This window comes from Kribbella sp. NPDC050281, assembly GCF_040655855.1.
Taxonomy (GTDB): Bacteria; Actinomycetota; Actinomycetes; order Propionibacteriales; family Kribbellaceae; genus Kribbella.
In genome coordinates this window covers 56017-69075 of the sequence record NZ_JBFAKS010000031.1, presented here as the reverse complement: position 1 = coordinate 69075, position 13059 = coordinate 56017, and the positions used below count along the sequence as shown (strand labels likewise).

Genomic DNA, 13059 nt, shown 5'->3' with positions numbered 1-13059 from the left:
TTGCTACTGCTGATGCCTACTTGGTCAGGCCCTGCATGATCTCGCGCATCAGGTTGGCGGTCTCGGTCGGCGTCTTGCCGACCTTCACGCCGACGGCCTCGAGGGCCTCCTGCTTCGCGGCCGCCGTACCCGACGAACCGGACACGATCGCGCCGGCGTGGCCCATCGTCTTGCCCTCCGGCGCGGTGAAGCCCGCGACGTAGCCGACCACCGGCTTGGTCACGTTCGCCTTGATGAACGCGGCTGCCCGCTCCTCCGCGTCGCCACCGATCTCACCGATCATGACGATCGCGTCGGTGTCCGGGTCCTCCTGGAACGCCTGCAGCGCGTCGATGTGCGTGGTCCCGATGATCGGGTCACCGCCGATACCGATCGCGGTGGAGAACCCGAAGTCCCGCAGTTCGTACATCATCTGGTACGTCAGCGTGCCCGACTTCGACACCAGACCGATCCGGCCCGCACCCGCGATGTCGGCCGGGATGATGCCGGCGTTCGCCTGGCCCGGCGTGATGATGCCGGGGCAGTTCGGGCCGATGATCCGGGTGGTGCCGGACGCCTGCGCGGCGGCGAAGAACGCGGCGGTGTCGTGCACCGGCACGCCCTCGGTGATCACCACGACCAGCGGAACGGCGGCCTCGACGGCCTCCAGCACCGCGTCCTTGGTGAACTTCGGCGGCACGAAGATGACCGACACGTCCGCGCCGGTCTCCTTGACGGCGTCCGCGACGGTGCCGAACACCGGGACCGACTTGCCGTCAAAATCCTGGCTCTGGCCCGCCTTGCGCGGGTTCACGCCGCCGACGATGTTGGTGCCCGAGGCAAGCATCCGGGTGGTGTGCTTGGTGCCTTCCGAGCCGGTCATGCCCTGGACGATGACCTTGCTGTCCTTGGTCAGGAAGATAGACATGTTCAGCGATCCCTTACTTCGCAGCCAGCTCGGCGGCCCGCCTGGCGGCGCCGTCCATGGTGTCGACCCGCTCCAGACCGGCCAGGCCGGCCTCGTCGAGGATGCGGCGGCCCTCCTCGGCGTTGTTGCCGTCCAGCCGGACGACCAGCGGCTTGCTGACGGCCTCGCCGCGGCTCGCGAGCAGCTCGAACGCCTGCACGATGCCGTTCGCGACCTCGTCACACGCGGTGATGCCGCCGAAGACGTTGACGAACACGCTCTCCACCTGCGGGTCGGAGATGATGATCTCCAGCCCGTTCGCCATCACCTCGGCGCTCGCGCCGCCACCGATGTCGAGGAAGTTCGCCGGCTTCTGGCCGCCGAACTCCTCACCGGCGTACGCGACCACGTCCAGCGTGGACATGACAAGGCCGGCGCCGTTGCCGATGATGCCGACCGAACCGTCCAGCTTCACGTAGTTCAGGCCCTTGGCCTTGGCCGCCGCCTCCAGCGGGTCCGCCGCCGAGACGTCCTCGAACTCGGCGTGGTCCGGGTGCCGGAAGTCCGCGTTCTCGTCCAGGGTGACCTTGCCGTCGAGTGCCTCGACGTTGCCGTCGGCGAGCTTGACCAGCGGGTTCACCTCGACCAGCGAGGCGTCCTCGGCGATGAACACGTCGTACAGCTTGACGATCTCCGGTACGACGGCGTCGATCACGTCGGCGGGGTACTTCGCCGCCGTGGCGATCTCCCGCGCCTTCGCCTCGTCCACTCCGGTGGCCGGGTCGATCGAGATCTGCGCCACCGCGTCGGGGTTGGTGTGCGCGACCTCCTCGATCTCCATGCCGCCGGCGGCCGACGCGATGCAGAGGTAGTTGCGGTTGGCCCGGTCGACCAGGAAGGAGAAGTAGTACTCCTCGGCGATCGCCGCGGCCGGCACGATGTTCAGGATCTTGACGACGTGGCCCTTGATGTCCAGCCCGAGGATCTCGCGGGCCTTCTCCTCCGCCTCGTCCGGCGAGGAGGCGAGCTTGACGCCACCGGCCTTCCCGCGGCCACCGGTCTTCACCTGGGCCTTCACGACCACTCGGCCACCGATCTTCTCGGCCGCCGCGCGGGCTTCCTCGGGAGTCGTGACGACCGCACCCACGGTCGTCCGCACCCCGTGCTTGGCGAAGACCGTCTTCGCCTGGTATTCCATCAAGTCCACGACTGTGGTCCCTCTCTCGCACCTGTTCGAGTAGGCCGCGGCAGGCGGGCTGAACCCAATGGAGGGGCACGGTCGCCGGCGCGTTCCGTCGGCCTGAGACTAGCCACCGTGCCGGGCACGGCAACAGCCGGGGTACACGCTGAGACGACCGTCACAGGATTCTTCCCAGGCCGTGCCAGGCTGGGACGCATGACCGATCCAGTGTTCGACTCTGGGACCAGACCAGCTGACGACTGGTGGCGTAGCGCCGTCGTCTACCAGGTGTACCCGCGATCCTTCGCCGACGCCAATGGTGACGGCACGGGTGACGTCAACGGCATCCGCGCCCGGCTGCCGTACCTCGCCGACCTCGGCATCGACGCGATCTGGATCAGCCCGTGGTACCCGTCCCCGCTCCTCGACGGCGGGTACGACGTGTCCGACTACCGCGACATCAACCCCGAGTTCGGCACACTGGCGGACGCGGACGCGCTGATCGCCGAGGCGCACGCGCTCGGCCTGCGGATCCTCATCGACCTGGTGCCGAACCATTGCTCCTGGGAGCATCCGTGGTTCAAAGCCGCGCTGGCGGCGGGCAAGGGCTCTCCGGAGCGGGACCTGTTCTGGTTCCGCGACGGCAAGGAAGGCGGCCTGCCGCCGACCAACTGGCCGGCCGCGTTCGGCGGCGGCGCCTGGCAGCAGATCGACGACGGGCAGTGGTACCTGCACCTGTTCGACATCTCCCAGCCGGACTGGAACTGGGACAACCCGACGGTGATCGAGGAGTTCGACGCGATCCTGCGATTCTGGTTCGACCGTGGCATCGACGGCTTCCGGATCGACGTGGCCGACTCGATGGCCAAGGACTCCACGTTGCCCGACGTACCGCTGCACAACGGGGAACCGACGCGGGAGAAGTACGTCGGCAACCCGTTCTACGACCAGCCCGGCGTACACACGATCCACCAGCGCTGGCGGGCGATCGCCGACGAGTACGCCGATACGCCACAAGGACCGCGGGTGTTCGTGGCCGAGGCGTGGCTGTCGCCGGCCGAGCGGCTGGCGCAGTACGTGCGGCCGCACGAGCTGCACTCCGCGTTCAACTTCGACGTACTGCAGTGTGCGTGGGACGCGAAGGACTTGCGGGAGGTCATCGACCACACCACGGAGAACCTGTGGGCCGTCGGCGCACCGGCGACCTGGGTGCTGAGCAACCACGACACGATCCGGCATCGCACACGGTACGGCCGGGATCAGCGGGACGCGCTGGACGGCGCGGGCGTCGTACCGACCGATCTGGAGCTCGGCCGCCGTCGGGCACGTGCCGCGGCGCTGCTCGAGCTCGCGCTGCCGGGTGGTGCGTATGTCTACCAGGGTGACGAGCTTGCGCTGCCCGAGGTCGAGGATCTGCCCGAGGACGTTCTCGACGACCCGACGTGGGAACGCTCCGGCCACACCGTCCGTGGCCGCGACGGCTGCCGTGTCCCGATCCCGTGGAGCGGCTCGGAGCCGCCCTTCGGCTTCGGCCCAGGCACCGACCAGCCTTGGCTTCCGCAACCAGCCGACTGGTCAGCTCTGACCGCCGAGACCCAGGCCAACGACCCCGACAGCCACCTCAACCTCTACAAAGCCGCGCTCCGCATTCGCCGCTCACACCCAGCCCTCGGCGAAGGCCGCCTCACCTGGGACGACGAACCCCCAGCCGGCGTCCTGTCCTTCACCCGCGACGGCTTCCGCTGCCTGGTCAACCTCAGCGACGCCCCCATCCCGCTTCCACCCCACCAGCAGCTCCTCCTGAGCAGCCAGCCGCTCACCAACAACCAACTCCCCCCGGACACCACCGCCTGGCTCGAAGCCTGAGAACGACGAAGGCCCGCTCACCGTTTCGGGTGAGCGGGCCTTCGTTCTCAGGGCCTTACTTGACGCCGCCTGCGGTCAGGCCGGCGACGATTCGGCGTTGGAAGATGAGGACGGCGATCACGAGTGGGATCGTGACGACCACACCGGCGGCCATCTGGCTGCCGAACGGTTGGTCACGTCCCGACGTACCGGTGAACTGCGAGATCACCACGTTGGCGGTCTGGTACTCCTTCTTGTTCACCATGCTCAGCGCGATCAGGAACTCGTTCCAGGCCGCGATGAAGGTGATGATCGCGGTGGTGAACACACCCGGTGCGGCCAGCGGGAGGATCACCTTGCGGAACGCCTGGGCCGGCGTACAGCCGTCCACCATCGCGGCCTGTTCGAGTTCTCGTGGCATTTGCCGGAAGAACGCGGTCAGGAGCCACACCGCCAGTGGCAGTGCGAACGACAGGCTGGGCACGATCATCGCCTGGTAGGTGTTGATCCAGTCGATGTTGACGAACAGCTTCTTCAGCGGGATCACCAGCGAGATCCCCGGGAACATCGAGGTGACGATGATGATCGCCAGCACGAAGTTCTTGCCCCGGAACTCCAGCCGGGCCAGGGTGTACGCCGCCACCATGCCGATGATCAGCGTCAGGATCGTCACCGTGCCGGCCACGATCAGGCTGTTCAGCAGACCACGCTGGAACCCGGTGCCGGGCTTGAACACGTCGGTGAAGTTGGTGAACGAAATGGGCGACGGAATGATCGTGTTCTCGAACTGGTCGGTCGGCCGCCGCAGCGACGACACCACCATCCAGAAGAACGGCAACAGGCAGTAGAGCACGATCAGCGCGACACCGATCAGCGGCAGCCAGCGCCGGTACCACGGCGCCTCGGCAGCCTTGATGTCGACCCTTGCGGGAGCCTTCTCAGCAACAACAGCCATCATTCACCTCCCAATCCGCCACCGGCGGTCAGTCCGGCCACTGGGGCGCCCGGGTCCGCCTGCTTGCCCCGGCCTCGCCCGTTCCTGCCGTTCTTCTTCTTCGACTTGCGCTGGATCGCGTCACCGAACACGTCGGCCCCCAGCAGCTTCACGAACACGTACGCGACCACAGCGACGTAGATGAACAGCAGGGTCGCGTACGCCGCCGCCGGCCCGTACCGGGTCTGGTTGGCTTCGAGGTACGCCAGGATCGACAGTGTCTCGACCGACTCCTTGTTCGGGCCGACCAGCACGAACGGCAGGTCGAAGATCCGCAGTGTGTCGAGGATGCGGAACAGCACTGCCACCAGCAGCGCCGGCTTCACCAACGGCATGGTGATGTGGACGAACGCCGACCACGCCTTGGCCCCGTCGACCTTGGCTGCCTCGTAGACCTCGTCCGGGATCGTCTGCAGGCCCGCGAGAACCAGCAACCCGATGAACGGCGCGGTCTTCCAGGTATCGGCGACGATGACCGACAGCACCGACTGCCAGCCCTCGGTGGACCACAGGATCTGAGTGCCGAGCATCTCGTTGGCGATACCGTCGGCTTGGAAGATCCACTTCCACAGCAGCGCCGAGACGACGGTCGGGATCGCCCACGGGACCAGGATGCTGGCCCGCACGATGGCGCGGCCTCTGAACGCCTTGTGCATCACCAGGGCCATCGCGACACCCAGAATGGTCTCGATGACCACACAGGCGACGGTGAAGAACGTGGTGTTGTAGAAGGCGTTCCAGAATCGTTGGCCGGTCTCGCCGGAGAAGATCGCCGTGTAGTTGTCGAGACCCACGAACTCGGAGCCCTGGACGATGAAGCCTGACTCGTCGATCCGCTGACCACTCTGGTACAGCGACTCGCGCAGCGCGGCGAGGATCGGCAACCCGACGACAAGGATCAGCACGATCATGGTCGGCGACAGCAGCAACGCCGCCAGCCGGCCGGTGCCCTCGTTGAACGAGCTCCGCCGCTTGGGCGTCTTGGTGGTCTCCGGTGTCGGCCGCTTTGCGACCGGGGCGGATGTACTCACCTCTGCCTCCTTCTCTCTGCTCGCATCGAGCGGGCAGCGACAGGTCGGGGCCGGCACGAAGCTGTGAAGCTGCGCACCGGCCCCGCCGCTTCGGTCATTGAGTGATGAGCGTGCTCAACTTGGTCTGCAGACCCGACAACGCGTCCTTCGGCGTCATCGTGCCGGTCAGTGCGCCGTACGCCGCTTCCTGGATCGCGGTCGTGACATCGCCGTACTTGACCACCTTGGGCCGCGACTTCGCGCCCTCGATGGAGGCCTTCAGCGGAGCCAGGTAGGGGAACTGCTTGTTCAGCGTCGCGTCGTCGTACAACGAGGCCCAGGTCGGCGCCTGCGAGGTCTTCTCGATGTTCGCCTTCTGCCGCTCCTCGCTGGACATGAACTTGATGAAGTCCGCCGCGGTCGCCTTGTTCTTGGCGAACTCCGAGATCGCGTAGTTGTGACCACCCAGGGTGGACACGCCCGGACCGGTCATACCCGGCAGCGGCGCGACCGCGAACTTGCCGGCGATCTTCGACGAGCCGTCGGTCTTGCCCGCCAACGCGTACACGTACGGCCAGTTCCGGTGGAAGAGCAGGTTGCCCTCCTGGAACGCCCGGCGGCCCGGCTCCTCCTGGTAGGTGATGGCGGCCTTCGGGATGAAGCCCGACTTGAAGCCCTCGGTCAGCGCGGTCAGACCCGCGAGCGCCTCCGGGGTGTCGACGTTCGGCTTGCCGTCATCACCGACGACGACACCACCGGCACCGTTGACGGCCTCGGAGAAGTTCACCGTGAGGCCCTCGTACTTCTCGAACTGCCCGGCGTAACAGCCGATGTTCTTGGCCTCCGGCAGTGCCTTCACCTTGGCACAGGCGGCGACCATCTCTTCCCAGGTCTTCGGCGGCTGCACACCGGCCTTGTCCAGCAGATCCTTGCGGTAGTACAGCAGACCACCGTCGGACGTCACCGGTACGGCGTACAGCTTGTCGCGGTACTTCGCGGTGTCGACCGTCGAAGGCAGCAGCTTGCCCAGGTCGGGGAACTGGTCCGGCTGCAGCTCGGTGACCCAGCGGTTGGCCGCGAACTCCGCGGTCCAGACCACGTCCAGGTTCAGCACGCTGAACGCGTCGGACTTGTTCTGGGCGTTCGAGATCATCTGCGCGCGCTGCTGGTCCGCGGACTCGGGCAACTCCGACACCGTGACCTTCTCGTCCGGATGCTGCGAGTTCCACGCCGCGACCTGGTTCGTCAGGTTCCCGGAGGTGTCCTTGCCGGTGGCAAACGTGATCGGACCGCGGCCTTCGAGCGCTGCGCCCCCGGACGAGCCGCTGCCGCCGCTGCTCTCGTCGTCACCGCCACCACACGCGGACGCGAGCAGCACCAGGCTGCTGGCGACGGCCACGAACGCGGCCCTGCGTGTATGTGATCGTTCAAACCTCATCGTCTACCTGCCCTCTCCCGATGGGATATCGCTTGGTCCTGCGTAGAACGGGTCACCGTCCCCCACCGCACCGTGTCCCCGCCTGTCCGGACAGTAACCGACATCGAGGGCTATGTGTTCTGTGCCACACAGCCCGCCGCTGAACAGCCGTGAAACGGACAGCCGCATGGCTGTATGCGACCGCGATTCGACAGCCCGCACAACCAGGTGCTTCTTAACGATTCGGTATTACCGGTTAGTAACCTGGCTGAACAGGCCGTGACTGTTCAGAACGACTCCGGGCAGTCGTCATCACGCTCCGGAGCGGATCGCCCGGGTCAGGCCGTCGAGGCGGAGGCGTCGCCGACGTTCGCGCGGACCCACTCGACGATCTCGGTGGTGGTCGCGCCGGGGGTGAAGATCTTGTGGACGCCGAGCTCGGCCAGCGGCTGCAGGTCGGCGTCCGGGATGATGCCGCCGCCGAACACCACGATGTCGTCGGCCTCCCGCTCGGTGAGCAGTTCGCGGACCCGCTTGAACAGCGTCATGTGCGCCCCGGACAGCACCGACAGGCCGATCGCGTCGGCGTCCTCCGCGATCGCGGTCTCGACGATCTGCTCCGGGGTCTGGTGCAGGCCGGTGTAGATGACCTCCATGCCGGCGTCTCGCAGCGCCCGCGCGACGACCTTCGCGCCACGGTCGTGGCCGTCCAGGCCAGGCTTGGCGACGACGACCCGGAGAGGACTCGTAGGAGGCATGCTCGCAGGCTATCCGGTCCCTTCATCCCGGATAAGACACGAACGCGTGTGTTCCCCGACACGCCAGGCGGGAACTGGTTACCGTGGAAGAGATCGGACCAATCGGGGGGTCTGGTTGCGTGAGGAGGCGCCGATGAGTGCCTGGCAGGACGGCGTACGTGGCGCGCTGGACGGACTCCTGTACGGCGCCCGGTCCGCAGTCTCACCGCGGGTCCTCCAGGGCGCCGCCGTCGAGATCGGCTGGCTCATCACCCACCTGGCGATGTACCCACTCGGCCTGGTCGGCAGCTCGGGCTCCCGCACCGAGCGGCTCACCCTGACCGGCCTGACTCCGGCCCAGCGCAGCCTGCTGGTCAGCGACGTCAGAGCCGCCGGTACGCCGATCCTGCTGGCGCACGGGATCATCGACAACCACACCATCTTCGCGCTGATGCGCCGCCAACTGGTGCGTCGCGGGTTCAGCAGCATCCACACGTTCTCGTACTCACCGCTGACGCTGGACGTCCGTCGTACCGCCGAACGGATGGGCGAGGAGATCGAGGCGATCTGCGAGGCGTCCGGGTCGGACCAGATCCACGTGATCGGACACAGCCTCGGCGGGCTGATCGCGCGGTACTACGTCCAGCGGCTCGGCGGTGATCAGCGGGTACACACCTGCGTCACGCTCGGGACGCCGCACCAGGGCACCGTCGCGGCCCGGCTGCTGCCGTGGCCGTTGGTGAAGCAGGTGCGGCCGGACAGCGACCTGATGGCCGAACTGGCCGAGCCGGCGCCGGGGTGCCGGACCAGGTTCGTCGCGTTCTACAGCGATGTCGACCAACTGATCGTGCCGCAGCGGCGGGCCCGGATCCGGCACACCGATCTGGTCGCGAGTAATCTGCGGGTTCGCGGCGTGGGCCACCTGTCCCTGCCGTTCCACGGCGAGGTCGTGCATCAGATCACCGAGATGCTGGCCCACCTGGACGAGCAGGACGCCGCCGCGGGAACCGCCTGACCAAGCAGCTTTCCGGGCAGCTTTCCAGGCGCCGACGGCGAATGCACGTGCAGCCGCTCATGCAAAGGTTTCGTGAAGGACGGCGCCAAAAGGGGGTGGCGGGGTTTGTGGCCTCGTGACCCATCCGTTATGGTGCATGAGCCCGCCGGGGGAATAAATCCTCCGGAGGGTGCACAGATTCAAGCCCCTCCTAGTCCCTCCCACTCCTAGCCCTCCTCCTCCAGCCCCTCCCCTGTGACCGAAAGGCCACGTTGTGTCCCAGCACCGTGCCGCGGGAGACCGCGTCACGCCCGGCAACGCTGCGCGCAATCCCGGCGCAGGACGTCACAGTGCCAAGCATCGCGTCGCCAGGCGTAACACCCCCAGCAGTACCCAGATCGTCGGTCTGACCGCAGCCCTGGCTGCGGCGGCAGGAGCTGTGGGATTCAGCCACAGCACCCTCGCCTCGCCGACGCAGGCCAACTCGGCGGTGAACCTGGCCGCGCTCAGCCTGGACAACGGTTCGATGTCCGGCATCACCACGGCCCGCATCCAGGCGCGCCAGCTCGCCACCCGTGACTCCTCCCGGGTCCAGTTGGCCGGCAACGACACGAACAAGAAGCAGGCCGCAGCCGCTCAGCTGGCCAAGGCCCGGGCCGCGAAGCTCACCGCGACCCAGGCGCTGACCAGCAAGCGTGCCTCCGCCCTCGCCAAGGCCAAGGCCGCGGCTGACGCGGCGGAGAAGAAGGCCCGCGAGTCCGCCACCCGCTGCGAGATCATGCTGAGCGGCTACCACATCACCGCGACCTTCGGTCAGGGCGGCAGCCGCTGGGCCCGCAACCACACCGGCACGGACTTCGCCGCCGACACCGGCACCCCGATCCACTCCGTGATGAAGGGCGTGGTGATCTTCGCCGACTGGGCCGGCGCGTACGGTCGCCAGGTCCAGGTCCGGCACGAGGACGGCACCGTCACCTGGTACAACCACATGTCGAAGTTCAGCGTCTCGGTCGGCGAGACCGTGTACGCCGGTGACCAGGTCGGCGCGGTCGGCTCGACCGGCAACACCACCGGCCCGCACCTGCACTTCGAGGTCCACCCGGACGGCGGCGAGGCGATCGACCCGATGCCGTGGCTGCGCGACCACTGCGGCCTCAACCCGTAATTCCTCAGGCCCTCACCAGCCGATCTGACTAAGCTGCCGAGCATGCGCCCGGCAGCTGGTGAGGTCCTGCACTTCTCCGAAGATCCGACCATCGAGGTCTTCCGGCCGCACGTCGCCAAGACGACGCGAGAGGCCACTCCGTACGTCTGGGCCGTCGGCTACGACCGCGCGCCCGACTACTGGTTCCCCCGGCAGTGCCCGCGCGCGATGGCGTGGGTCGGACCCGCCACCACCACTGACGACCGTGACCGCATCATCGGCGTCGGCTCCGGGACTCGCGTGCACGCGGTCGAATACGGCTGGCTGGATGCGATGCGCTCCGTCGAGCTGTACGCCTATCGCCTGCCGGCCAAGCAGTTCGACGAGTTCGACGCGGCGTTCGTCGCGACCACGGAGGTCCGGCCACTCGGTCCGCCCGAACGCGTCGGCGACCTGTTCGAGCTGCACGACGAAGCCGGCATTCAATTACGCGTCCTGCCCCGCCTGCACGACTTCTGGGCGGAGACCACCACCAGCACCCTCGAGTGGAGCGGCATCCGGCTCCGCAACGCCCGCCCGTGACGCAGTACGGCGATCTGGGCGAAGCGGCGTGGACCTGGGCGCTCCAGCAGGTCCAGTGGGACGACGACGGGCCGTGGATTCCGGAGGCGGCCGGTGGTGAGAAGCCGACTGAGTACCGCGACGGCATGCACAGCGGCATCGGCGGCATCGCCCACACCCTGGCCGAGATCCACCTCACCCGCCCATGGACCGCCGACGAGCAACGCCTCGCCTCAGCCCTCGCCGACCGCATCCGCACGACGATCCCGTCGGACACCTCGATCACGTACTTCGACGGCCTGGCCAGCTCGATCGGCGTCCTCACCGCGCTCGGCGAGCCTGGTTCCGGCGGCGCGGTCGGGCGCGCGCTGGAGATCGCTACGAAGGACGGCTGGCCCGAGGGCTTCCTCGAGGCCGAGGACACGTACTACCAGGGTGCGGTGGCCAACGACGTCACGCTCGGGACCGGGGCCGTGCTGATGGCCGCGTTGTGGGCCCTCCGCCGCGGCGAGGACGCCCGCCCCCTGGCCGATCGGTCCGCGGACCTGCTGCTGGGCGAGAAGGAGGAGTTGCCCACCGGTCTGAACTGGCAGTTCGTGTCGCGACGGTTCAAGACCGAGGAACCGCTCGAGATGCCGAACTTCTCGCACGGGCTGGCAGGGATCGCGGCGGTGCTGACAGTCGCCGGGGTTGAACTGGAGCGGCCGGAGTTCGTCGACGCGGGACGGCGTGGTGCCGAGCATCTCGTGACGCTGGGATCAACGACAGCAAGGGATTCCGGGTGCCGCGGGTGATCCCGTGGGCAGAGCGCCATGGCGACGAGTACACGTACAACTGGTGCCACGGCGGCGCCGGTACGGCGTTGCTGTTCAGCGCATTGGAGTACGCCGGCGTGGACCAGGTTGCCGGTGAGTCGCCGACGATCTGGCGCCGACGGTGTCTGGACAGCGTCCGGTACTCCGGGATCCCCGAGCGACTCCACCCAGGCTTCTGGGACAACGACGGACGCTGCTGTGGTACGGCGGGAGCCGGCGACGCGTTCCTGGACGCGTGGCAGCGCGATCGTGACCCGCGGGACCTGGAATTCGCCGTACGGCTCGCGGATGCCGTGGTGGATCGGGCGATCCATGATGGCGGGTCAGCGTACTGGCGGTTCGTGGAGCACAAGAACGAGGATCCGCTGCTGCCACCGGGTGTGGGCTGGATGCAGGGTGCGGCCGGGATTGCGGCGTACCTGTTCCGGATCGAACGGGTGCTGGGCGGCGGTCAGGCCGCAGTGGAGCGGATGGACAACTGGTGGGCGCTCAGACGGTGATGACCACCTTGGCCCGGGCGTGGCCGGTCTCGATGTGGCGGATCGCGTCGGCGGCGGCTGCGAGTGGGTAGGTCCGGTCGATCACCGGCGTGAGCTTGCCGGCCTCGGCGAAGTCGCGAAGGGTCGCCAGATTGCCCCGGCTCGGGACCGCGGTGAAGAGCGCCACTCGCTGCGGCACGAAGGGGGCTGACAACTTCCCTCTGACCATCAGCCCTAGCGGACCGAAGAGGCTGCCACCGGTGAACAGCCCGCCCCCGGACATGAGGAGGGTGCCGCGGCGAACCAGCGCCCGGCGGAGGGCCGTCAGGGACCGATTCCCCACCAGGTCGAGCACGATGTCGTACTTCTGACCGGTCCGGCTGAAGTCGGTCTGCCGGTAGTCGACGACGTCGTCAGCGCCGAGTGACCGGACCAAGGCGACGTTCCCTGTGCTGCAGACTCCGGTCACCTCCGCGCCGAGGGCTTTGCCGAGCTGGACTGCGAACGTCCCCACGCCGCCCGATGCGCCGTTGATCAGCAGGCGCTGGCCAGGCTGGAGCTTCGCCGTGTCGCGCAGGCCGATCAGGGCGGTGTTCGCGGCCAGCGGGATGGCCGCGGCCTGCTCGTGGCTGAGGTTGGTGGGTTTGGTCTCGAACGACTCCACGTGGACGGCGACGTACTCGGCGAATGCTCCGTTCGCTTCGCCGTACACCTCGTCGCCGAGCTGCACCCCGGTCACCGCGGGGCCGAACGCCTCGACGGTGCCGGCGAAGTCGGTGCCGCGGATCGGGACGTTGGGCCGGCGCCAGCCGAGATCGGCGGACGGGCGGGCGACGTACGGATCGCCGCGCAGCACGTGCCAGTCGCGGGCATTGACCGACGCCGCACGGACCCTCACCAGCACTTCGCGATCGGCCGGCACCGGCTGCTCGACGTCGGTGAACTCCAGAACGTCCGGCGATCCGTACCGGCGTTGAACGATGGCTTTCATCGCATC

13 protein-coding genes are annotated in these 13059 nt (G+C 67.9%); 6 read left to right on the top strand and 7 right to left on the bottom strand.

Annotation, left to right across the window (positions count from 1 at the left end):
- Positions 1-16: 16 nt before the first annotated feature.
- Together sucD and sucC are read right to left on the bottom strand one after the other, a co-directional pair.
- On the bottom strand, positions 17-907 hold the full coding sequence (sucD, locus tag AB0I34_RS29505; protein ID WP_360451341.1) for a succinate--CoA ligase subunit alpha: 891 nt from the start codon (positions 905-907) through the stop codon (positions 17-19).
- 13 nt (positions 908-920) lie between these two features.
- The gene (gene sucC, locus AB0I34_RS29500) at positions 921-2093 is read right to left on the bottom strand and encodes an ADP-forming succinate--CoA ligase subunit beta (RefSeq protein WP_360451338.1); all 1173 of its coding nucleotides are present in this window, start codon (positions 2091-2093) and stop codon (positions 921-923) included.
- 189 nt (positions 2094-2282) lie between these two features.
- Between sucC and AB0I34_RS29495 the strand changes: the two genes are divergently transcribed.
- A complete protein-coding gene (locus tag AB0I34_RS29495; RefSeq protein ID WP_360451335.1) occupies positions 2283-3932 on the top strand; it encodes a glycoside hydrolase family 13 protein in 1650 nt (549 codons plus the stop codon).
- 55 nt (positions 3933-3987) lie between these two features.
- On the opposite strand, the gene AB0I34_RS29490 is transcribed toward AB0I34_RS29495, so the two are convergent.
- The 4 genes from AB0I34_RS29490 to AB0I34_RS29475 all read right to left on the bottom strand — a co-directional run bounded on the left by AB0I34_RS29490 (position 3988) and on the right by AB0I34_RS29475 (position 8090).
- Positions 3988-4866 carry a carbohydrate ABC transporter permease gene (locus AB0I34_RS29490; protein WP_360451333.1) on the bottom strand — a complete coding sequence of 293 codons (879 nt, stop codon included), beginning with the start codon at positions 4864-4866 and terminating at the stop codon, positions 3988-3990.
- Positions 4866-5936, bottom strand: coding sequence for a sugar ABC transporter permease (locus AB0I34_RS29485; protein WP_360451330.1), 1071 nt, complete (start codon positions 5934-5936; stop codon positions 4866-4868). The genes AB0I34_RS29490 and AB0I34_RS29485 overlap by 1 nt, the downstream gene beginning before the upstream one ends.
- Before the next feature lie 94 nt (positions 5937-6030).
- Positions 6031-7314: an ABC transporter substrate-binding protein gene (locus AB0I34_RS29480; protein WP_360451328.1), complete on the bottom strand. Its 1284-nt coding sequence runs from the start codon at positions 7312-7314 to the stop codon at positions 6031-6033.
- Between the two features lie 356 nt (positions 7315-7670).
- Positions 7671-8090 (bottom strand): cobalamin B12-binding domain-containing protein, encoded by a 420-nt coding sequence (locus AB0I34_RS29475; RefSeq protein WP_360451326.1) that lies wholly within the window; start codon positions 8088-8090, stop codon positions 7671-7673.
- Positions 8091-8223: 133 nt separating this feature from the next.
- On the opposite strand from AB0I34_RS29475, the gene AB0I34_RS29470 reads away from it, so the two are divergent.
- From AB0I34_RS29470 to AB0I34_RS29450, 5 genes are all read left to right on the top strand, one after another.
- Positions 8224-9084: an alpha/beta fold hydrolase gene (locus AB0I34_RS29470; RefSeq protein WP_360451323.1), complete on the top strand. Its 861-nt coding sequence runs from the start codon at positions 8224-8226 to the stop codon at positions 9082-9084.
- A 253-nt stretch (positions 9085-9337) separates the two neighbouring features.
- Complete coding sequence (locus AB0I34_RS29465; protein ID WP_360451320.1) at positions 9338-10228, top strand: M23 family metallopeptidase; 891 nt, start codon at positions 9338-9340, stop codon at positions 10226-10228.
- Between the two features lie 42 nt (positions 10229-10270).
- Positions 10271-10789 carry a DUF6886 family protein gene (locus AB0I34_RS29460; RefSeq protein WP_360451317.1) on the top strand — a complete coding sequence of 173 codons (519 nt, stop codon included), beginning with the start codon at positions 10271-10273 and terminating at the stop codon, positions 10787-10789.
- Positions 10786-11562 (top strand): hypothetical protein, encoded by a 777-nt coding sequence (locus AB0I34_RS29455; RefSeq protein ID WP_360451314.1) that lies wholly within the window; start codon positions 10786-10788, stop codon positions 11560-11562. The genes AB0I34_RS29460 and AB0I34_RS29455 overlap by 4 nt, the downstream gene beginning before the upstream one ends.
- Positions 11550-12083, top strand: a complete 534-nt coding sequence (locus tag AB0I34_RS29450) for a lanthionine synthetase LanC family protein (protein WP_360451311.1) — start codon at positions 11550-11552, stop codon at positions 12081-12083. The genes AB0I34_RS29455 and AB0I34_RS29450 overlap by 13 nt, the downstream gene beginning before the upstream one ends.
- On the opposite strand, the gene AB0I34_RS29445 is transcribed toward AB0I34_RS29450, so the two are convergent.
- Positions 12073-13053 carry an NAD(P)-dependent alcohol dehydrogenase gene (locus AB0I34_RS29445; RefSeq protein ID WP_360451308.1) on the bottom strand — a complete coding sequence of 327 codons (981 nt, stop codon included), beginning with the start codon at positions 13051-13053 and terminating at the stop codon, positions 12073-12075. The two genes, AB0I34_RS29450 and AB0I34_RS29445, sit on opposite strands and share 11 nt — an antisense overlap.
- Between the last annotated feature and the right edge of the window lie 6 nt (positions 13054-13059).